We start from the raw sequence: 18,467 nt of genomic DNA on the forward strand, positions 1-18,467 counted from the left end.
TCGGGCGGCGCCGGGAGCCGGCGCCTGCGGCGCGGGGTCCCCTTCCGGCCCGGGGTACGACGCGGTCGGCGCGCCCGCGGGCAGCGCGGCCTCCACCACGGAGACCGACTCCGCACGGCCGGGCCGGGCCGGGACGCCGACCACGCGTCGTGCCACGTCGGCCGGGGTCGCCGTCGTCTTCCTCATGCCGCCCTCCGGGGTTCGCTGGAAAGCCTGCCCAGAACGCCGGCCAGGCTCTGGGCGGTGGACGCCCAGCCGTTCAGGGCGGCCCGGCGGCCGCGCGCGGCCGCCTTCAGCCGCCGTCGCACGTCCGGCTCGCCGAACCAGCCGCGCAGTTCCGCGGCGAGGGCGGCCGGGTCCTCCGGCGGGACGAGAATGCCGGGGACACCGCCGTCGGGAGCGCGGCCGACCGCCTCGGGCAGTCCGCCGACGTCCGTCGCCAGGACCGGGATGCCGCGGGCCAGCGCCTCCGTGACGGCCATGCCGTACGTCTCCGCGTACGAGGTGAGCACCATCAGGTCGGCGGAGGCGTAGGCGGCGTCGAGCTCGGCGCCGGCCTTCGGGCCCGCCAGCTCCAGCCGGTCCTGCAGACCGTGCCTGCCGATGAGCTCGCGCAGATGGGCGACGTACTCCGGGTCCTGGCCGAGACCGCCCACGCACACGCAGCTCCACGGCAGGTCCTTGGCCGCGGCCAGCGCCTCCACCAGCCGGTGCTGGCCCTTGCGCGGGGTCACGGAGGCCACGCACAGCAGCCGGGACACGCCGTCGGTGCCGGACGCCAGGGGGGCGATGTCGGCGCCGGGAGCGGCGACGTGCACCCGCTCGGGGGCGAGACCGTGGTGCGAGACGAGACGGCGCACCGCCCAGTCACTGGTGGCCACGACGGCCGGCACGGCCCGCAGCACCTCCCGCTCCTTGGCGTCGAGCTCGGCCGCCACCTCCGGCGCGATACCTCGCTCGTCACCCAGCGGCAGATGGACGAGGACCACGATCCGCAGCCGCTCCGCCTCGGGCGCGATGATCTCCGGGACCCCGCAGGCGACCAGCCCGTCGAGAAGGACGACCGTCCCGTCGGGGAACTCCCCCAGCCGGCGCGCCAGATCCGCGCGGGCCTCCGCCTCGGGGCGGGGCCAGGACCCGGGCACCAGGTGCTTGTGGACCTGCCAGCCGAAACCGGGCAGGTCCAGACACAGGCGCCGGTCGTAGGCGTTGCCGCCGCTCGGGTTCGCCGCGTCGTCGACGCCACCCGGCATCACGAAGTGCACGGAGCGCAGGGACATGGGGATGATCCCACCGATCTTGGGAAGCGGCGCCTGCACGGGCACGTACGCGAGCTGGGCCTGCTTGCCGGCCGGGGCGGTCTGCACTGCGGCCTTCTCCAGGGTCACGTCGGTCACAGCGCACGCTCGTAGCTCGCCCAGGCGACGTGCGACTCGTGCAGGGTGACGGCCACGGCGGCGATGCCCCGGGCGCCCTCGCCGAGGGCGCCCTTGTGGATGCGCTCCGCGAGCCGGTCCGCCACGACCTTGGCCAGGAACTCCGTCGAGGTGTTGACCCCCGCGAAGTCCGGCTCGTTGTCGAGGTTGCGGTAGTTCAGCTCGCTGACCACCGCTCCCAGCTCCTGCGTGGCCAGTCCGATGTCGACGACGATGTTGTCGTCGTCCAACTGCTCGCGGCGGAAGGTGGCGTCCACGAGGAACGTCGCTCCGTGCAGGCGCTGCGCGGGTCCGAAGACCTCGCCGCTGAAGCTGTGGGCGATCATGATGTGATCGCGGACGGTGACACTGAACAACGGACGACCCTCCAGGTGCGGCGCCTCTGCTCCCCCGGCCGTTGACCGCCGGGGGATGCCGTGTAGTACGGCTCTTCGGTTCCCCCTGTTCAGCCTGATCTCACTCTTTTCTCAGGTCAGGCGCTCTGCTCGTACCTGATGCCGTGACACAGCGCCGGGATCTCGCCCGACGCGAGCTTCGGCAACACCTGCGGCAGCTCGTCGAAAGCGCTGTCTCCCGTGACGAGGGCGTCGAGCGCCGGGTCGGCCAGCAGTTCCAGCGCCAGGGCGAGCCGGTCGGCGTAGGTGCGGCTGGAACGTCGCGCCGGGGAGACCGTGCCGACCTGGCTGCTGCGTACGACCAGCCGCCGCGAGTGGAAGTCCTCGCCGAGCGGGAGGGAGACCTTCCGGTCGCCGTACCAGCTCAGTTCGAGGACGGTCCCCTCGTCGGCCAGCAGCTCCAGCGAGCGCGTCAGGCCCTGCTCGGTGGCACTGGCGTGCACGACGAGGTCGCAGCCGCCGAGGGCGTCCGCCGGCGACGCGAAACCCACGCCGAGCGCCTCGGCGACCGTCTCCCGCGCCGGGTCGGCGTCCACCAACTGCACGCGGACTCCGGGGAAACGGGCCAGCAGCGCGGCCACCGAACAGCCGACCATGCCACCACCGACCACCGCGATCCGGTCGCCGACCAGCGGCGCGGCATCCCAGAGCGCGTTGACGGCCGTCTCCACGGTACCCGCGAGGACGGCCCGGCGCGCGGGCACCGAGTCCGGCACGACCGTCACCGCCGTGGCCGGGACCACGTACCGCGTCTGGTGCGGATAGAGGCAGAAGACCGTACGGCCCAGCAGCTCCGCCGGTCCCCGCTCCACCACGCCGACGTTGAGGTAGCCGTACTTCACCGGCGCCGGGAAGTCGCCCTCCTGGTACGGCGCCCGCATGGCCGCGTGCTGACTCTCGGGCACCCCGCCGCGGAAGACGAGAGTCTCCGTGCCGCGGCTGACGCCGGACCAGAGCGAGCGCACCAGGACCTCGCCCTCGGCAGGGTCCGCGACGACGACTTCACGGATCTCCCCTTCACCGGGAGAGACAACCCAGAACGCACGAGCGGCGATCGACATCCACATCCTCCTGAACGATCGGGAACCTGTTCACGTACCGAGGTGTGCACAGTCCGCGCACAGTACGCGGCACTGATCATCTCTGTCATCTGGCCGGAGGAACGTGCGGTGGCCCTGAACAACACTTACGACGCGAGGCTGGTCCAGCAGGAGACCGCTGTGGGAGCGGGCGTTCAGATCCTGTTGCTGGCCCTGCTCGGCACGGCGATCGGCATGGGGCCGGCGGGCTGGGTGACCGGTCTCGTCTTCGCCATCGCCACCTGGGCGGTGCTCTCCCGGGCGCTGCACCGCTCCAGCCTGCGCACGTTCGGCCCGGCCAACCGGGTCACCCTCGGCCGCGCGACACTGGTCGGCGGGGTGACCGCACTGGTCGCGGACTCCTTCGAGAGCACGCCCCCGGTCACGCTGCTGGTCGGTCTGACGGCCGTGGCCCTGATCCTGGACGGCGTCGACGGCAAGGTCGCCCGCCGCACCAACACCTCGACGGCCCTGGGCGCGCGCTTCGACATGGAGGTCGACGCGTTCCTGATCCTGGTGCTCAGCGTGTACGTCTCGATGGCGCTCGGCCCCTGGGTCCTGCTGATCGGCGGCATGCGCTACGCCTTCGTCGCCGCGGCCCGCGTCGCCCCCTGGCTCAACGCCCCCCTCCCGCCGAGCACCGCCCGCAAGACGGTGGCAGCGCTGCAGGGCGTCCTGCTGCTGCTGGCCGGCTCCCAACTGCTGCCCTACGCCGCCACCTTCGCCGTGGTGCTGCTGGCGCTCGGCTCGCTGGTGTGGTCGTTCGGCCGGGACGTGCTGTGGCTGTGGCGGACCTCGCGGACGGTCACCGAACTCCCGACGGAAGCGGTACTGGAGCTCGTGTAGTCGACTTCGCTCAGGGAGCCGATCGCTCAGGCGACCGGCCGTCCGATCGAAAGGGCCCGGTTCGTCGACGAACCGGGCCCTTCGGCCGTTCACGCCCGGCGCGGCGGCGGCACGGACGCCCGCCGCAGCCGCCCCGACCCCACCGACTCGGCTCGGGGCGCGCGCTGTTGCGGGGTCGGCCGCTCCGCCGCACCACCGCGTCGAGGTCGTACGGACCCCCGGGATCGTGGGCTGCGCCCCGGCGGTCGCAGCAGGCAGGGGGCCGTCACCGCCAGGGCGCCGAGGAGAGCGAGGACGGCGGCGGGGGCGAGAACCGCCCAGGGGGCGCGTTCCGCGTAGGGCTGGTTCTCCGCCAGGAGCAGACCCCACTCGGGGGACGGCGGCTGGGCGCCCAGCCCGAGGAAGCCGAGGGAGGCCAGGGCCAGGGCGACGCCGGGCAGCCGCAGCAGGGCGTGACGCGCGACCTGCGGCAGGACGGCCGGCAGGAGTTCGCTCCTCAGCAGATACCAGGGGCCCGCGCCGAGCGCCCGGGTGGCGGCGAGATGGACGGTGGCCCGCTCCTGCCGCAGCAGCGCCGCGGTGTGCGCGGCGAGCGGCGCCCACGCCACGACCGCCACGGCCAGGGCGGGCGTCGTCGGGCCGCTGCCCCGGACCGCGGCGACCAGGAGCGCGGCGAGCACCGGCGGCACGGCGTTGACGGTGTCGACGAGCGGCCCGGACAGCCGGGGCGCCAGCCCGAGCAGAACCCCGGTGCTCAGAGCGACCGCGCTGATGGCCAAGGCGAGGAGCAGCGTGTCGACGGCGCCGTGCGCGACCCGGGCGAGGAGGTCCCGGCCGAGCGCGTCCGTACCGAACGGGTGCGCCGCGGAAGGGGATCGGAGCCTGTCGCCGGTGTCCAGGGCGAGCGGGTCGCGGGGCAGACCGAGGCCGACGACGAGCAGCAGCAGGGCGCCTTGGACGAGCGGCGGCGCCCTGCGGGCGGCCGGTGCCTTCCGGTGCAGTGTGGGCAGGGCCCCGTCGCGCGGAGCGGGACCGACGAGCAGCCGGGCGGCGTGCCGGGCCACGCCGGTGGTGAGGGCGGCGAGGGCGACGAGCACGAGGGCTCCGGCCTGCAGGACGGGCAGATCCTGGGCGATCGCCGCCTGCAGGGTGCTCCGGCCGAGGCCGGGGATGTCGAAGATCTGTTCCACGGCGACCGACCCTCCGGTCAGCCCCACCACGAACAGCCCGACGTTGGGCAGCAGTCCGGGCACGCAACGGCGCAGCGCCTTACGGGCGATGCTCCGGCCGGGCAGTCCGCGCGCGGCGGCGGCCGACGCCCACGGCTCGGCGAACGCCGAGGGCAACTGGTCGTCCAGGAGCCGCCCGAGGACCGCACCGGCGGGCAGGCCCAGGGCCAGCGCGGGCAGCACCGTCCACTGCGGGCCGTACCAGCCGAGGGCGGGCAGCCATCCCCACTGCACGCCGACCACCGTCGCCAGGACGGACGCGAGAAGGAACTCCGGCAGCGCGGCCAGGACGGCGGAGCCGGAGCCCCCGGCGGACCGGCCCGCAAGCCGTCGCCGCGCGCCGAGGACCAGAGTGCGGGCGCAGACACCGGCCGCGACGGCCAGGGCGACCGCCAGAGCCGCCGCCGTCAGCAGCAGCGACACGCCCAGCGCCTCCAGCACGCCGGACGCGACGTCGGCGCCGGAGATCCAGGACCGTCCGGCGTCCCCGCGCGGCAGCCCCGCGAGCCACCGCCCCAACAGACGCGCCGGACCGTCGTCGAGGCCGAGCCGGTCGCGGATGTCGGCGAGCACCTCCGGGGAGGGGTCGCGATCGGCGGACCGCGCCTTGAGCACCGTGAGCGCCGGGTCGGTCCGCGAGAGCCAGGGCAGCAGCCCGATCCCGCACACCAGCAGCGCGGCCAGCACGACGCGCCACAGCAGCGCGCCCATCCTGCTCCTCATGACGTCAGCGCCTGGTCCCGGCGGTGACCAGGGTGCGCTCGTAGGGGTCGGGCAGCACACCGCTGACCTTCGCCGCGACGCCGGTGATGATGCGCTGGTGGACCAGCGGGATCACGGCGTCGGTGCCCAGGATCACGGCCTCGGCGGCCATGGCTGCTTCCTGCCGCTCGTCGGCGTCGGCCGCCGCCTGCGCCCTCCCGACCGCCCGGTCGACGTCCGCGTCGCACAGCCGGGCGAGGTTGTAACCGCCGTCGCAGGTGAAGTCACCGGCGAGGACGGAGACGGGATCGCCGGTGTCCAGGAGGCTGTTACGGGCGGCGACGAACGCGTCGAACCTCCCGGCGAGGGCGTCGCTCTCCACCCGCGAGTACTCACGTACCTCCAGCTGCACCGTGAAACCGGCCTTCTCCAACTGCTGCTTCAACACCTGTGCGACTTCGGGGAGTTCGGGCCGGTTGTCGTAGGTGGCCAGAGTGATGGAGGCGCCGCCGGGGGCGACCGCCCGCGCTCGCCCGGCAGGCCGGACGCGCTTGCCCTGCGCCCAGGTGACGGCCGGGCCGTAGATCCCGGCGCCGGCGTCGGCGTGCCCCTCGTACACGCCCTCGGTGAAGACGGAGGCGTCGACGGCCGCTCGGGCGGCGGCGCGCAGGGCCGGGTCCTCGAAGACGCCCGACTTCGCGTTGAGGTGCAGGCTGGTGGTGCGGGTCGTGGCGGTCTCGCGGCGGGCGCCGGCGTCGAGGGTGGCGGCCTGGGCGACGGGTATCGCCTCGGCGAGGTCCACCTGGCCGGTGCGCAGGGCGTTGGCACGGGCGGCGCCGTCGGCGACGAAACGCACGTCGATTCCCGAGGCCTGGGCACGGCCGCCCCAGTAGTCGTCGAAGCGGTCGAGGGCGGCGGCGCCGGTTCCGGTCACCCGGGTGATCTCGAAGGGGCCGGTGGCGGTGCCGACCGGATCGACGGCGTCATGCCGCCCGCTCCCCCCGTTCCCGTACGCCTTCGGCGAGAGGACGGCGAGACTCGGGCTGGACAGGCGCAGGGGCAGGACGGGGTCCGGGGAGTCGGTGGTGACGCGTACGGCGGCGCCGCCCGCAGCCTTCGCCGTGAGGGTGACGCCGGCCAGGGCGGCTGGGGCGGGCCTGGCCTCACCGGCGCGGGCGAGGGAGGCGGCGACGGCGGCGGGCGTGACGTCCGTGCCGTCCTGGAAGACGGCCTCGCGCAGGGTGAACAGCCAGGTGCGGTCGTCCTCACGCCGCCAGGACGCGGCCAGCCCGGGAACGGCGGAGCCGTTGCCGTCGAGCGCCGTCAGCCCTTCGGTGACGCCGAGACGGCTCAGGATCGTCGCGTCGGCCCCGTACGGGGAGAGGTTCTCGGCGGGCGGGAAGGCGAGCGCGACCCGCAGACGGGGGCCGCCCCGGGCCGCGGACGCCTTGCTGTCGCCGCCCCCGGGGGAGGCGAAGCAACCGGCGACGAGCGGAGCGACACAGAGGGTGGCGAGAAGCCGGGGCCGACGCGGCCGGTCGGGGTTTCGGAGGCTACGGGGAACGCGCATGAGGTCACCGGTCTGTGCGAGGGGGGTGGAGTGAGGGGGACGCAGTGCGAAGGCCCGGGTGTGGGAGGGCGACAGACGCGCCGACCGAGGTGTCGGCGACGGCATCGAGGGGGACGTCGAAGTGCACGATGCCCTGGCCGCCGTCCGCCTCCTGGCGTTCGTCGTGCACGACGGTGCCGAGCGACCGCCAGAACCCCTCGGCTCCCTCGACGGCCGGATCGGTGTGCAGATAGACGGACCGGTAGCCGCCGTCCGCGGCCGCGAAGGCGAGCAGCTCGGCGACCAGCCGTCGGGCCAGGCCGCGCCGCCGGTGTTCGCGCCGGACGTAGACGCGGCGCAACTGGGCGGTCGTCCCGGGGGGATAGCGCTCGGCGACGTGACGCGGGTTCGGCGGGTGCGCGGGGCCGCGGGAGTCGAGTGCGGCGGTGGCGACGACCTCGCCGTTCCCGCCGTCGCCGCCGTTCCCGCCGTCGAGCGCGACCAGCAGGGTGTGGCGTTCCGGAGCGAGGTAGGCGGCGAGGGGATCGATGATGTCGCCGTGCCAACGGGGCACGTAGCCGCTGCCGAAATCGCGGTAGACGGTGTCGAGCATGACGGCTCGGGCGCCGTCCACGTCCTCGTGACCCGCAGGTCTGATGCAGTAATTACGCACCTGCGAATGATATGCAGTAAGCACGACAAGATGATCACTGGAGCACCACTCCCGGATTTGACGGAGATCACGACGGACCCCTAAATCTAGCCACATGACATTCATTTTCAACAAGCCGGTGTCGTGACCCGCATCGCATTCATGGGGAAGGACGGCAGCGGCAGGGCAACCCTGCCGGCCCCGTTCGCACGGCACTTGGCACACCCGGGCGCCGACGTGCCGGCCGTGGACGACGACATCGACCAGCACCCGTCACAGCCCTGGACCCCACGCCCACCACGCCGGGTTCCACGGCCCCGCCCCTGGCCGCCCACCTCGACGACAAGGGCCTGCTCCGCGGCGCCAACCCGCGCATCGCCTCACGCGCGGCCGATCAAAACGACCCCGCCCGGCCGCGGCTCACGGCTGCTGCACCTGCTGGGCGACGACGAACTCCACGCCCGACACGTCCAACAGGTGGGAGGCGTACCCCTGATGGTCACGGGAGCGTTCGGCTCCGCTCACCGGGGGACGCCCACTCCGCTCACCTCAGACCGCTCGCATCGAGGAGACGCACCAGGTCCTTCCGCCCGTAGCCGAGGAGTGCGGCGCGGTGGGCGGCCGTGAGCATCAGATGCGCGACGGTCTGCGCTCCATAGCCGTCCCGGTCGTCGGCGAACCATTCCTCCGGCTTCTCGAGGCCGAGGCTGCTCATCACCAGGCCGTGCGCGCGGCGGATCTCCGCGACCGTGTCGGACACTGCTCCCAGCAGGGTGGCTCCGGGGCGCTCACACGTGAGGGCGAAGCAGCCCCGGTCGACCGGTTCGCAACCGCTGGGCGGACGGGTGCGCAGACCCTCGTACCGTTCGTCACCGAAGGCGCCGTCGCCGAACTCGTCGTGGACCAGCACGAACCGGTGGTACCCCGCAGGCGTCGGCGGAGGCGGGGGCGTGTACTCCCAGCCGGCGTCCTCGTGCACCAGCCGCCGTACCTCTTCCTCGTCGTCCGAGGTGACCATGAAGCCGGTCTCGGTGTTGTGCCCCGTGATCGTGCCGTCGGTGTTGCGCTGGATGTGCAGGCTCATGTCTTCCCCCGTGGTCGTCGTGAACGGGAAGATCCCGTCACCCGCACAACGGTCCGCGGGGGCGGCCCGTGCCCGCCCGGCGGCACATCACTCGATCGTGTGAACGAATCCCGCGCTCACCGCCCGCCGTCCAGGAACTGCGTCACCGCCGCCACGAAGCGCTCGGGATCGTCCCGCCACGGAAAGTGCCCCGCGCCGGGCTGCACGACGAACTCGGCGGCGGGGAAGAGCGCGGCGAACTCCCGCATCACGCGCGGCGGCGCGCCCAGGTCCCCCTCGCCCGCGAGGAGCAGGACCGGGGACGGGAGGGCGGCGAGAGCCCGACGGGTGGCGGCCGGGTTGAAGGCGCCGTCCGCGACGTATGCGGCCGCCGCCTCCTGGTTCTTCTCCTTCTCGCCCGCCGCGTCGAAGGCCCGGGCGTCCTCGTCCCACCGGGCATGGAAGAAGGGGGCGACGAGCTGCCAGGAGTCGGCCGCGGCCCGGCCGGAGGTGATCGCCTCCAGGGCGGCGTAGGCGGAGGCGAACCAGGGCTCTTCGCGGCGCAGACGCGCGGTCGTCAACCGGTCCTCGGCCGTGATCTCCAGCCCGGCCGCGTACACGCTCGGGGTGATCAGCAGCAGACGGGCCACCCGGTCCGGGTGGCGGGCGGCGTACAGGAGTGCAAGGTTGGCCCCCGCGGAGTGCGCGAGCAGGTCGATCCGGTCGAGGCCGAGGTGCACGCGCAGCGCCTCGACGTCGTCGACCTGACGGTCGCAGCGGTACGAGGCGGTGTCCGCCGGGGCCGCCGACTCGCCGGCGCCCCGGGGGTCGAGCCCGATGAGCCGCCGCTGGGACGTGAGTCCGCCGAGGTCGCCCAGGTAGGCGGCGGACTGCATGGGGCCGCCGGGCAGACAGATCAGGGGTGGGCCGTCGCCCGCACCGTGGTGGGCGAGGCGGGTTCCGTCGGACGCGGCGAAGATCGGCATGGGGAGATCCTCACAGGGAGGTCCGCGAGGGACAACCGACCCGGTTCCGGCGTGCGAGGCGCGCCGGGTCCCCATCGAGCCGGGTCATGCCCTTTCCGCGGCCCGTCCGCCATGTGACGTGTGCTCGCCGCGATTGCTGAGGGATCCGGCACGGGACAGCCCCGGGCGCCGTGGGGCGCTGCTTGCGGGGTACGGCCTCACGGCAGTGGTGGAACCGTGCCGGATCGGCGGGGTGGGGTGGTGGGCGCGGGCTCCCGCACCCACGCCCACCGGTCTTCGGCGCGCCCGGTCTCGGGCGTGCCACCGCTGTCGAGCCCCGGTCCGCCCGCCTCCGGACGACCGCAGCCCGTAGCCCGCGGCCCCAGGCCCTGCAGCCCCAGACCCCACGGCCCGAGCTGCCCGGCAGCCCAGGCCCTGCAGCCCCAGACCCCACGGCCCGAGCTGCCCGGCAGCCCAGGCCCTGCAGCCCCAGACCCCACGGCCCGAGCTGCCCGGCAGCCCAGGCCCTGCAGCCCCAGACCCCACGGCCCGAGCTGCCCGGCAGCCCAGGCCCTGCAGCCCCAGACCCCACGGCCCGAGCTGCCCGGCAGTCCGGGCCCGGCAGTTCCGGCCCCGCGGCCCGAGCCGGCTCAGGCGGCCCGTGCCATCCCCTCCCTGTGCCTGCGGACGATCTCCGCGTAGTGGTGTCCGGTGCCCTTGATCGTGCGGGTCTGGGTGCGGTAGTCGACGTGGACGAGCCCGAACCGCTTGTCGTAGCCGTACGCCCACTCGAAGTTGTCCAGCAGCGACCAGGCGAAGTAGCCCGCCAGCGGGGCGCCCTGGCGGGCGGCGGAGGCGCAGGCGGCGAGGTGGCCGGTCAGGTAGGCCTGGCGCTCGGGGTCGTCGACGCTGCCGTCGGGGCGGACCACGTCCGGGTAGGCGGAACCGTTTTCTGTGACGTACAGCCGGTGGGCGCCGTACTCGTCGGTCAGGCGCAGCAACAGCGTCTCGAGGCCGCTCGGGTCGACCTCCCAGTCCATGCCGGTGCGCTGGACGCCCTCCCGGCGGACGGAACGGGCGTGGGGGGCGGGTCCGTCCGGGTCGTCGGTCACCGTCGCCGGGAAGTAGTAGTTCAGGCCCAGCCAGTCCAGGGGCGCGGCGATCGTCGCCAAGTCGTCATGTTTCTCCGGGAGTTCGACGCCGTAGACCTCCCGCATGTCAGCGGGGAAGCCGCGGCCGTGCACCGGGTCGAGCCACCAGCGGTTGGTGTGGCCGTCCATACGGCGGGCGGCGGCGACGTCCTCGGGCCGGTCGGTGGCGGGGTGGACGGTGGAGAGGTTGTTGACGATGCCGATCTTCGCGCGGGGCACGGCCGTCCGGATCGCCTGGACGGCGAGTCCATGGCCGAGGAGGAGGTGGTAGGAGGCGCGGACGGCGGCGGTCAGATCGGTGAGGCCGGGGGCCATCGTGCCTTCGAGATGGCCGATCCAGGCGGAACACAGGGGTTCGTTGAGGGTGGCCCAGTGGGTGACGCGGTCGCCGAGCCGCTCGGCGACGGCCGACGCATAGGCGGCGAAGTGTTCTGCGGTCTCCCGCTCCGGCCAGCCGCCGCGGTCCTGGAGAACCTGCGGCAGGTCCCAGTGGTAGAGGGTGACGGACGGGATGATGCCCGACTCCAGCAGACCGTCGACCAACTGGTCGTAGAAGTCCAGGCCTTTGGGGTTCACCGGGCCGTCGCCGCCGGGGACGACGCGCGGCCAGGCGATCGACATCCGGTAGGCGTTCACCCCCAGCCGGCGCATCAGGGCGATGTCGTCGCGCCAGCGGTGGTAGTGGTCGCAGGCGACGTCGCCGTGGTCGTCGCCTGCGATCCTTCCGGGGGTGTGCGAGAACGTGTCCCAGATCGACGGCGATCGGCCGTCCTCCGCCACGGCTCCCTCGATCTGGTACGCCGAGGTGGCGGTTCCCCACAGGAAGTCGCGGGGCAGGGCGGCGAGGTCGATGGTCACTGAGGTCCTTTCGGGATCGGGGTGTCGGGTCACCGGACCGCCGCGACGCGCTGCACGGCTCCGGGCCGCTTGAGGGCTCCGGGTCACTCCACGGTTCCGGGCCGCTTCAGGGCTCCGGGTCACTCCACGGCTCCGGGCCGCTTCAGGGCCCTTCTTCGATTCACCGCTCCGGGTCACTTCACGGCTCCGGCGGTCAGGCCGGCGACGAGGTAGCGCTGGAGCAGCAGGAAGCCGGCCACCACGGGCACGCTGACGACGAGCGACGCGGCCATGATCTGGTTCCAGTAGACGTCGTTGAGAGTGGAGTAGCCCTGGAGTCCGACGGCGAGCGTGCGGGTGGTGTCGTTGGTCATGACGGAGGCGAAGAGGACCTCGCCCCAGGCGGTCATGAAGGCGTAGACGGCGACCGCCACGATGCCGGGGATCGCGGCCGGCACCACGATCCGCAGGAGCGCGCCGAGCGGTCCGCAGCCGTCCACCAGTGCGGCCTCGTCCAGGTCGCGCGGCACCGAGTCGAAGTAGCCGATCAGCATCCAGATGGAGAAGGGGAGCGAGAACGTCAGGTAGGTCAGGATGAGACCGCCGCGCGAGCCGAACAGCGCGATGCCGGTGGCGTTGCCGATGTTGACGTAGAGCAGGAACAGCGGGAGGAGGAAGAGGATCCCGGGAAACATCTGGGTCGACAGCACGGTGACCGTGAAGGTGCGTTTGCCACGGAAGTCGTAACGGCTTACTGCGTATGCGCTGAACACGGCGATCACCACCGAACAGACCGTCGCCGCGCCGGCCACGATCAGCGAGTTCACGAAGTACCGGGCGAGCGGGACCGTCGACCAGATGTCGATGTAGGGGCGGATCGTCAGTCCGCTGGGCAGCCAGCGGAACGTGCCGGTGACGTCGGCGAGGGGCTTCAGGGAACTGGAGACCATCACGTAGACCGGCACCAGGACGAAGCCGGTGAGCAGGGTGAGGAAGATCCGCCGGGACCACAGGAACGAGCTCGGCGGCGCCATGGGTGAGTCATCGCGCACGGGAGGGCCTCCTTCCCCGGGTGGTGAGGGCCAGGTAGACGCCGGTCACGGCGAGCAGGAAGAGCAGCAGCAGGACCGACATCGCCGATCCGGCGCCGAAGTTCCAGGTGACGAAGGACGCTTGGTAGATGTGGACCGAGATCAGGTCCGCGGCCTCCGGCGCGGCCCGGCCGAAGAGGACGAACGGGGTGTTGAAGTCGTTGAACGTCCACAGGAACAGCACCAGGACGAGGACCTGGTTGACCGGGGCCAGGGAGGGCAGGGTGATGCGGCGGATCTGCTGCCACACCCCGGCTCCGTCCAGCGCAGCCGCCTCGTACAGCTCGCGCGGGATGTTCTGCAGGCCGGCCATGACGATGAGGAACGCGAACGGCCAGCCCTTCCACACGGAAACGGTGAGCAACGCATAGAAACTGTTGTCGCCGATGAGCCAGAAGGCCCGCTTGTCGGTGAGGTGGAGCTGGTCGTGCAGAACGTGGTTCACCAGGCCGTTGTCGTGCTGGAACATGAAGACCCAGGTGATCACGGCCGCGTAGACGGGCAGCGCGTACGGCACCAGGAACAGTGCCCGGAGCAGTCCGCGGCCGCGGAAGGCATCCTGCATGAAGATCGCCGCGGCGGTGCCGATGAGCCAGCACAGGGCGACCGACACCAGGGTGAAGCCGACCGTGACGAGGAAGGAGTGGAGCAGGGCCTGTCCGACGGGGGCGTCGAAGTCGACCGACACGCGGTAGTTGTCGAGACCGGACCAGGGGGCGGTGCCCCAGTCGCGGATGTAGAACTGGGTGAGCTCCTTGAAGCTCATCAGGACGCCGATCACCATCGGCACCAGATGCACCAGGAGTTCGAGGATCAGGGCGGGCAGGAGCAGCAGGTAGGGCAGTCCGGCACGGCGGTTCCGCCCGGGCCGTGATCGCGCGACCGCGTCGCCGTCAGGGGTCACATGAGGCTTTCCGGCCTCGACCGTGGTGGCCATCCGGCTCACTTCGCCGGCATCTGCTGCTGGGCCTTGGCGAGCTTGGCCTTCACCGACTCGGTCGTCACCGGGTGGCCTGCGGCCGCCTCGGCGAACAGCTCCTTGACGGCCGTGCCGACCGTCGTCTCGAACTGCGACTCGTCGGCGACCTGCGGCAGAGCGGCGGCGCTCTTGGCGAGGGTGTCCTTCAGGACGGTGTTCGCCGGGGTGGCGAAAGCCGGGTCGGTCTGCGCCGACGCGACCGGCGGAATGGTGCTGTAAGCCTTGTTGAGAATTTTCTGTTCCTCGTCACCGGTCATGAACTTCACGAACTCGGTGGCGCCGTCGAGGTTGTCGGTGTTCTTGAAGACGGCCAGGTTGATGCCGGCGACCATCGAGTTGACCTGGGCGCCGGTTCCCGGAGCGCCGGACTGCACGGGCACGGGGGCGATGCCGTACCGGTCCTCGCTCATTCCTTGGGACGCGAGGTTGGCGGAGGCGGACTGCCACAGCAGCATCGCCGTCTTCCCCTTGGCGAAGTCGCTGACGGACTGGTTCTGGGCGTACTCGGCGTTGCCCTGCGGAATGACCTTGTCCCTCGCCATCAGGTCGACGTACTGCTTGACGGCCGTGACCACGCTGTCGGAGGTGAAGTCGGGCTTGCCGTCGGCGGTGAAGAAGTCGGCGTCGTGCTGCTTGGCGAAGACGAAGACGTGGTGGATGTTCTCCGAGACGTTGGCGCCCTCGGCACCGAGGACCTGCTTGCCCTTGGCCTGGATCTTCTTGCCGTCGGCCGTCAACTCGGCCCAGGTGGCGGGGGGCTGCGTGATGCCGGCGTCGGCGAAGATCTGCTTGTTGTAGTAGAGGGCGTACGCCATGGAGTAGAGCGGCACCGCGGCCGGGTCCTTGCCCTGGGCGCCCGTCGAGCCGAGCGCGGAGGCGACGAAACGGTCCTTTCCGCCGATCTTCGCGAGGTTGGCGCCGTTCCAGGGCAGCAGCGCGCCGGTGGCCTGGAGCGAGGCGGACCAGGTGTTGCCGATGTTGAGGACGTCGGGGCCCTGGCCGGAGGTGGTCGCGGTGAGGATCCGGTTGAGCAGGTCCGACCAGGGGACGACCTCCAGTCTGACCTTGATCCCGGTCTTCTTCTCGAACTTGTCGAGCTCCGGCTGGAGGACCTTCTTGTCCACCTCGATGCTCGCGCCCTGGTTGGAGGCCCAGTAAGTCAGCGTCTTCGGCGAGTCGTTGGAGCCCCCGCCATCGGTCGAGCTCCCTCCGCCGCAGGCCGTGGCCGCGAGGGCGAGGGTCAGGACGACGGCACCTGCGGCCGCGGCTCGGATGGTGCGCATGGGTGGGCTCCCGGTGTCATCATGGCTTAATTTAGGACGTGAGTTAAACCCCATGAGCGATGCACGTCAAGAGTCCCGGCACACTCCGCGGAACTCCGTCTCCACCACTTGACGCGCACGTTCAGGCAGTTGAAGCATTCAGCGTTGAGAGAGCGCTCTCAGGCACGTCCTCCTTCACTTCCCCAATTCAGCCGTTCCCTTCGAGCGGCCTGTACCGAGGAGAGCCGCCCATGCCCCACACCCCGCCGTCGGACACGCCCGCCGTGCGCCGCAGAGCCGTCCTCGCCGCCGCCGCGACGGCCGCGGCCGCACCCGCCCTCACCGCACTGGCCGCCGCGCCGGCCACCGCCGCGCCTGCCGCTGCCGCACCCGGGAGACGTCCGTGCGCCCTTCAGGGCGGCGGCGACCTCGGTCCGAACGTCCTCGTCTTCGATCCGTCGACGCCCGACATCCAGGCCCGCCTCGACGACGTGTTCCGGCAGCAGGAGTCGGCCCAGTTCGGCGCCGGACGCTACGCGCTGCTGTTCAAGCCCGGCGTGTACCACGGCCTCAACGCCCAACTCGGCTTCTACACCTCCATCGCGGGCCTCGGCCTCTCCCCCGACGACACCACGATCAACGGGGACGTGACGGTCGACGCCGGCTGGTTCGGCGGCAACGCCACCCAGAACTTCTGGCGTTCGGCGGAGAACCTCGCCCTCGTCCCGGTCAGCGGGACCAATCGCTGGGCGGTCGCCCAGGCGGCCCCCTTCCGCCGGATGCATGTGCGCGGCGGTCTCAACCTGGCCCCGTCCGGGTACGGTTGGGCCAGCGGCGGGTACATCGCCGACAGCCGCATCGACGGCGAGATCGGCCCCTACTCGCAGCAGCAGTGGTACACCCGGGACAGCGCCATCGGCAGCTGGCTCAACGGCGTGTGGAACATGGTGTTCTCCGGCGTCGAGGGGGCGCCCGCCCAGAGCTTCCCCAACCCGCCGTACACGACGCTCGACACGACGCCCGTGTCACGGGAGAAGCCGTTCCTGTACGTCGACGACGGCGGGTTCCGCGTCTTCCTGCCCGCGAAGCGGACGAACGCACGCGGGGTCACCTGGGGCAGCGGCACACCACGCGGGACCTCGCTGCCCCTGTCGCGGTTCTACGTCGCCAGGCCAGGCGTCTCGGCGGCCACCCTCAACCAGGCCCTGGCACAGGGCCTCGACCTGCTGCTGACACCGGGGGTCTACCGCCTCGACCAGCCGATCAGGGTCACCCGCGCCGACACCGTGGTGCTGGGCCTGGGCTACGCCACGCTCGTCCCCGACAACGGCGTCACCGCGCTCAAGGTCGCCGACGTGGACGGGGTACGCCTGGCCGGCTTCCTCATCGACGCCGGGCCGGTCAACTCCCCCACCCTGCTGGAGGTCGGCCCGCCGGGAGCCTCGCGCGACCACTCCGCCAACCCGACCACCGTCCAGGACGTGTTCGTGCGCATCGGAGGGGCCGGCGCCGGCAAGGCCACGACCAGCATGGTGATCAACAACCGTCACACGATCGTCGACCACACCTGGGTCTGGCGCGCGGACCACGGCGAGGGCGTCGGCTGGGAGACCAACCGGGCCGACTACGGCGTGGTCGTCAACGGCCACGACGTCCTGGCCACCGGCCTGTTCGTGGAGCACTTCAACAAGTACGACGTGCAGTGGTACGGCCAGCGCGGACGCACGATCTTCTTCCAGAACGAGAAGGCGTACGACGCCCCGAACCAGGCGGCCGTCCAGAACGGCTCGGTGAAGGGCTACGCCGCCTACAAGGTCGGCGACAAGGTCACCGCGCACGAGGGGTGGGGTCTGGGCAGCTACTGCTACTACAACGTCGACCCGACGATCGTCCAGCACCACGGCTTCGCCGCCCCGAACACGCCGGGTGTGAAGTTCCACGACCTGCTGGTGGTCTCCCTCGGCGGCCAGGGACAGTACGAGCACGTCGTCAACGACACCGGGGCGCCGACCTCCGGAACCTCGACGGTGCCGTCGACCGTGGTGTCGTACCCCTGAGCCGGGCACACCTTAATTACGGCCAGAGCAACAATATGTGACGGAACATCAGCCCCGTGCCGCGGCGACCGCTTCACGCACGGCCGGGGCGATCTCCTCGGACCACCGGCCGAGAGTGACGTCGGCGGACGTCCCGTCCTCGATCCGGAAGTGCACGAACCCGGCCGCTCCGAACTCCAGTGCGGCACCGGTGAGTTCCTCGACCCATTGGCGCACCGAGCCGCCCTGCCAGCGACCTTCGCGGTCGCGCGGGGCGGCTGCCGGGGCGGAGGTGATGACGCCCGGCAGGTTGTAGACGGTGGCGACGTCCGCCGGGTCGCGGCCGGCCTTCAGCGCGGCCTCGTCGATGACCGGACGGGAGTCCCTGAAACGCGGGCTGAGCCAGTCCGCGGCGTGTCCGGGGATCCAGCCGTCGCCGACCCGTCCGGTGACCGCGAGGGACTTCGGGCCGACGGCGCCGGTCCACACCGGCGGCGCCTCGACCGGAGCCGGCTCCAGGTCATGGACCTGATAGAACTCCCCTTCGAAGGTGACCGGCCCGGCACCGCCGCACAGCAGCCGGACGAGGACGATCGCCTCTTCGAGCGCCCGTACCGCGGCGCCCGGCCCCAGCCTGGGCAGCCCGAGGCGGGCGATGTCGTCCCACAGCCCGCCCGCCCCCATGCCGAGCACCAGCCGTCCGCCGGTCAGAGCGGACAACGAGGTGACGGTGCGGGCCAGCATCGGGGCCGGGCGGCTCGGCAGGTTGGTCACGCACACCAGGCCGGAGACGCGCTCGGTGCGCCCGAGGACGACACCGAGGATCGCGTACGCGTCGAGCCGTCCGCCGTAGTAAGGGTGGTCAGAAACGGTTACCAGGTCCAGGCCCTGACGGTCGGCCCGGACGGCGAGGCGGAGCGTCTCCTCGACCTCGCCGACGGCGGTGCTGAGTCCCGTTCCGAACAACGGCTCCCGCCGTGACTGATGCGACGACTGACGCGACGACTGATGGAACGACATGGCGCAGACGGCCCTCTCCCCGTTGGAGGGGCGCCCCCCGGACGCCCCGTCGCTTCGTGCCACGAACGCTATTCGCGCGTGGCACGAACCGACAATGCGACTTGTGGCCTACCACCCATGCCGGGGCGTAGGTCCACGGTCCGAGGCCCGTGGACCTACGCCCCGCCCGGCCGAC

14 protein-coding genes and 2 pseudogenes are annotated in these 18,467 nt (G+C 72.1%); 2 read left to right on the top strand and 14 right to left on the bottom strand.

The features are described from left to right. The 4 genes and pseudogenes from BG482_RS32935 to BG482_RS32950 all read right to left on the bottom strand — a co-directional run. Positions 1-186 (bottom strand): annotated as a pseudogene (locus tag BG482_RS32935) (trans-aconitate methyltransferase); the annotation flags it as partial. After that, positions 183-1,397, bottom strand: coding sequence for a glycosyltransferase family 4 protein (locus tag BG482_RS32940; RefSeq protein WP_069772865.1), 1,215 nt, complete (start codon positions 1,395-1,397; stop codon positions 183-185). The gene BG482_RS32940 and the pseudogene BG482_RS32935, both read right to left, overlap by 4 nt. Beyond that, a complete protein-coding gene (locus BG482_RS32945) occupies positions 1,394-1,792 on the bottom strand; it encodes a 6-carboxytetrahydropterin synthase (RefSeq protein ID WP_069772866.1) in 399 nt (132 codons plus the stop codon). The genes BG482_RS32940 and BG482_RS32945 overlap by 4 nt, the downstream gene beginning before the upstream one ends. A gap of 116 nt (positions 1,793-1,908) precedes the next feature. Continuing rightward, positions 1,909-2,892, bottom strand: a complete 984-nt coding sequence (locus BG482_RS32950) for a zinc-binding alcohol dehydrogenase (RefSeq protein WP_069772867.1) — start codon at positions 2,890-2,892, stop codon at positions 1,909-1,911. A gap of 108 nt (positions 2,893-3,000) precedes the next feature. On the opposite strand from BG482_RS32950, the gene BG482_RS32955 reads away from it, so the two are divergent. Next, the gene (locus BG482_RS32955; protein ID WP_069772906.1) at positions 3,001-3,756 is read left to right on the top strand and encodes a CDP-alcohol phosphatidyltransferase family protein; all 756 of its coding nucleotides are present in this window, start codon (positions 3,001-3,003) and stop codon (positions 3,754-3,756) included. An 89-nt stretch (positions 3,757-3,845) separates the two neighbouring features. On the opposite strand, the gene BG482_RS32960 is transcribed toward BG482_RS32955, so the two are convergent. From BG482_RS32960 to BG482_RS33000, 9 genes and pseudogenes are all read right to left on the bottom strand, one after another. Beyond that, a complete protein-coding gene (locus tag BG482_RS32960) occupies positions 3,846-5,708 on the bottom strand; it encodes an ABC transporter permease subunit (protein WP_079142439.1) in 1,863 nt (620 codons plus the stop codon). 4 nt (positions 5,709-5,712) lie between these two features. After that, positions 5,713-7,257, bottom strand: coding sequence for an ABC transporter substrate-binding protein (locus BG482_RS32965; RefSeq protein ID WP_069772868.1), 1,545 nt, complete (start codon positions 7,255-7,257; stop codon positions 5,713-5,715). A 106-nt stretch (positions 7,258-7,363) separates the two neighbouring features. After that, positions 7,364-7,909: pseudogene (locus BG482_RS32970) on the bottom strand (GNAT family N-acetyltransferase); the annotation flags it as partial. A gap of 523 nt (positions 7,910-8,432) precedes the next feature. Continuing rightward, complete coding sequence (locus tag BG482_RS32975) at positions 8,433-8,972, bottom strand: hypothetical protein (protein WP_069772869.1); 540 nt, start codon at positions 8,970-8,972, stop codon at positions 8,433-8,435. A gap of 116 nt (positions 8,973-9,088) precedes the next feature. Further along, positions 9,089-9,937 carry an alpha/beta fold hydrolase gene (locus BG482_RS32980; protein ID WP_069772870.1) on the bottom strand — a complete coding sequence of 283 codons (849 nt, stop codon included), beginning with the start codon at positions 9,935-9,937 and terminating at the stop codon, positions 9,089-9,091. Between the two features lie 629 nt (positions 9,938-10,566). Next, positions 10,567-11,925, bottom strand: coding sequence for a GH1 family beta-glucosidase (locus BG482_RS32985; protein ID WP_069772871.1), 1,359 nt, complete (start codon positions 11,923-11,925; stop codon positions 10,567-10,569). A gap of 173 nt (positions 11,926-12,098) precedes the next feature. Continuing rightward, positions 12,099-12,938, bottom strand: a complete 840-nt coding sequence (locus BG482_RS32990; RefSeq protein ID WP_069772872.1) for a carbohydrate ABC transporter permease — start codon at positions 12,936-12,938, stop codon at positions 12,099-12,101. 7 nt (positions 12,939-12,945) lie between these two features. Next, the gene (locus tag BG482_RS32995) at positions 12,946-13,932 is read right to left on the bottom strand and encodes a carbohydrate ABC transporter permease (RefSeq protein WP_069772873.1); all 987 of its coding nucleotides are present in this window, start codon (positions 13,930-13,932) and stop codon (positions 12,946-12,948) included. Positions 13,933-13,937: 5 nt separating this feature from the next. Further along, positions 13,938-15,257, bottom strand: coding sequence for an ABC transporter substrate-binding protein (locus BG482_RS33000; RefSeq protein WP_069772874.1), 1,320 nt, complete (start codon positions 15,255-15,257; stop codon positions 13,938-13,940). A 230-nt stretch (positions 15,258-15,487) separates the two neighbouring features. Between BG482_RS33000 and BG482_RS33005 the strand changes: the two genes are divergently transcribed. Then, on the top strand, positions 15,488-17,293 hold the full coding sequence (locus BG482_RS33005; RefSeq protein WP_069772875.1) for a coagulation factor 5/8 type domain-containing protein: 1,806 nt from the start codon (positions 15,488-15,490) through the stop codon (positions 17,291-17,293). Between the two features lie 48 nt (positions 17,294-17,341). On the opposite strand, the gene BG482_RS33010 is transcribed toward BG482_RS33005, so the two are convergent. Then, positions 17,342-18,238, bottom strand: coding sequence for an LLM class flavin-dependent oxidoreductase (locus tag BG482_RS33010; RefSeq protein WP_256096555.1), 897 nt, complete (start codon positions 18,236-18,238; stop codon positions 17,342-17,344). Positions 18,239-18,467 lie beyond the last annotated feature (229 nt).

The sequence above is a fragment of the Streptomyces sp. LUP30 genome (genome assembly GCF_001746365.1).
Lineage (GTDB): Bacteria > Actinomycetota > Actinomycetes > Streptomycetales > Streptomycetaceae > Streptomyces.

Bases quoted from the DNA above. Each gene is read 5' to 3' on its own strand.
- BG482_RS32990 (WP_069772872.1), bottom strand. From the start codon at position 12,938: ATGGCGCCGCCGAGCTCGTTCCTGTGGTCCCGGCGGATCTTCCTCACC.
- BG482_RS32980 (WP_069772870.1), bottom strand. From the start codon at position 9,937: ATGCCGATCTTCGCCGCGTCCGACGGAACCCGCCTCGCCCACCACGGT.
- BG482_RS32975 (WP_069772869.1), bottom strand. From the start codon at position 8,972: ATGAGCCTGCACATCCAGCGCAACACCGACGGCACGATCACGGGGCAC.
- BG482_RS32960 (WP_079142439.1), bottom strand. From the start codon at position 5,708: ATGAGGAGCAGGATGGGCGCGCTGCTGTGGCGCGTCGTGCTGGCCGCG.
- BG482_RS32965 (WP_069772868.1), bottom strand. From the start codon at position 7,257: ATGCGCGTTCCCCGTAGCCTCCGAAACCCCGACCGGCCGCGTCGGCCC.
- BG482_RS33000 (WP_069772874.1), bottom strand. From the start codon at position 15,257: ATGCGCACCATCCGAGCCGCGGCCGCAGGTGCCGTCGTCCTGACCCTC.
- BG482_RS32950 (WP_069772867.1), bottom strand. From the start codon at position 2,892: ATGTCGATCGCCGCTCGTGCGTTCTGGGTTGTCTCTCCCGGTGAAGGG.
- BG482_RS32995 (WP_069772873.1), bottom strand. From the start codon at position 13,932: ATGGCCACCACGGTCGAGGCCGGAAAGCCTCATGTGACCCCTGACGGC.
- BG482_RS33005 (WP_069772875.1), top strand. From the start codon at position 15,488: ATGCCCCACACCCCGCCGTCGGACACGCCCGCCGTGCGCCGCAGAGCC.